2 protein-coding genes and 1 pseudogene are annotated in these 2,055 nt (G+C 41.2%); all 3 read right to left on the reverse strand.

The window, feature by feature from the left end; translation table 11 throughout:
• The coding region (locus Aru01_RS18200; protein ID WP_042111787.1) for a hypothetical protein at positions 1-647 on the reverse strand (647 nt) is incomplete at its 3' end.
• A 5-nt stretch (positions 648-652) separates the two neighbouring features.
• The gene (locus tag Aru01_RS18205) at positions 653-1,714 is read right to left on the reverse strand and encodes a GNAT family N-acetyltransferase (protein WP_016657073.1); all 1,062 of its coding nucleotides are present in this window, start codon (positions 1,712-1,714) and stop codon (positions 653-655) included.
• A 9-nt stretch (positions 1,715-1,723) separates the two neighbouring features.
• Positions 1,724-2,055: pseudogene (locus Aru01_RS18210) on the reverse strand (aminotransferase class III-fold pyridoxal phosphate-dependent enzyme); the annotation flags it as partial.

A 2,055-nucleotide genomic window follows, 5' to 3' on the forward strand; every position in this document is an offset into this window, starting at 1 on the left:
TCCCAGTTGGTTTGTACCACCTGCTGCGAAAATACATCTTTATCTATAGACAAATAAATAGGTAAATCATGATCCAACTGCCCAATAAAGTCCTGCATCAGCTGATTCGGGTCTTCATATCCATGCCAAGCGGCTTTAGCCCCGACCCAGCGTGTCCATGCTGCAGATTGTTTCACACTCCAATAATGCAACTTTCCACGAATCAAGGGTAAACAATGGTTTTCCCAAGCATGGGCAACACTAATATCTGCCGAACTAATCCCAATAACATCGATCCGTGCGACTTGAGGCAAGCGGCTGGCCCAATAAACCCAAGATCCACAATGAATTCCCAAAGGGTAACGCATATTATCTGGATGATTATCACATACGATCAAATGTATCGGTTGCTTTGGATCTAAACGAGATAACAAAGCTTGAGTCACATGATGGTAATCGCCACTGCCTAATAATACACAGCCCAGCTCTGAGGCCGTAGGCAGTTGTTGTTCAAGTAAATTTGAAAACTGTCTAAAGGTTTTCCAGTTACAAGAAAAGCGGATGTCTTCCTGCCAGTCTTGTAGCTCAAGTTGAGCACTATGCTGTGGCTGACCTGCTGAATCATCAAAATTTAATACCCATGCCTGACGTTTTGCGGCCTGTAGCATATTCCCTACTCCACTTTTTGTTGATGCCAATGCGCATCTGATTCAAACTTATGTTTAAACTTTGCCAAGATAAAACGTAAAACAGGTTGTCTAATCCAAACCAAATGACGAGTAAAAGTAAACTGTGCACCGAGCTGAGATTTAACTTCAGGATCAGTCCAACCCGCAATATAAAAGTTTAAGCGCTGTTGTTTGGCATAATCTAAGTTAACAAACCAACTGACAAAATACAGATTAAACTGCAAAGCCAAGTCATAGTTGAAGCCAATATACTTATCAACCAAATTATTTTGATGGATATAACAGATATTAAAGCCCACTAACTGTTGCTGATAACGATAAAAAAAGATCCGACCCTGTGCCTGTTGGTCTTGTAAGATCTCATCAAAAAACTCTGCTGTCAGTAAATCAAAGTGAATCTCACTTTGTTGATAAACTTCGAGATATAAAGCATATAAGCTTGCTCGAAATGCTGCATCATGAAAACGAATATCCCCCGTTTCCACCACCTCAACATCAAGCTGATCCAAACTGCGAAGTTTCCGTTTCAGGTTTTTTCTTCGGCTTTTCGATAAGCGTGAGAGATAGTCTGCCTGATCTTGAAAATCTATTGGCACATACGCCAAAGCTTGCCCCTCCACTGAGAGGAAACCTTGCTGGCTTGCATACTCAATCAATTGTTGACTGTAATGATTGTCTTCTGCACTTAACAACGGTGAATCTATTGGTAAGTCTTTAATAATGGTGAGGTCTTGTGTCTGCATTGCCACACTTAAACCCTCAACCACCTGCTCAACACGCTTCCCATGCGCGATAATCGAGTACTCAGTTACTGTCGTTCCCAAAAAACCTGTAGGCCGTTGCAGGAACTTAGACCAATAGCGATATCCAGGACTCTTGAGCAAACGCTGACGTAAAGGAGCCTCAAGTGTGGTCAACAAATCAAAATGTGTTGAAAAAAAATGCTCGCCAGCATATTCAGAATGTAATTGAAACGTGGCTGGTGGATGCTTTAAAAAAGCATCCACCAGACTTTGCGGTTCTAATTGATTACGAAACGTATTCATTATCAACCATTAAAGCTCACGTTTAGCACGCAATAATAATTGCTCAAGCAATACCAAGGCCTGATCAATTTCAGCACGGCTAATTTCAAGTGATGGTGCAAAAGTAATTACGTTCTTATAGTAACCACCAACATCCAAGACTAGACCACACTTCTGACCTTGATATTCCAAAGTACCTGATAAACCGATATCAACCATCTTGTCTAACAGTTCTTTGTTTGGTGTAAAGCCATCTGTTTGACAGATTTCTGCACGTAAAGCCAGACCAAGACCATCAACATCACCAATTTCTGGATGACGACTTTGTAGATCTTTTAAGCCTTCTAAGAAGTAAGCACCAC

The sequence above is a fragment of the Acinetobacter rudis genome (assembly GCF_000829675.1).
Taxonomy (GTDB): domain Bacteria; phylum Pseudomonadota; class Gammaproteobacteria; order Pseudomonadales; family Moraxellaceae; genus Acinetobacter; species Acinetobacter rudis.

Coding starts and splice junctions, on each gene's coding strand:
- Aru01_RS18205 (WP_016657073.1), bottom strand. CDS start 1,714: ATGAATACGTTTCGTAATCAATTAGAACCGCAAAGTCTGGTGGATGCT.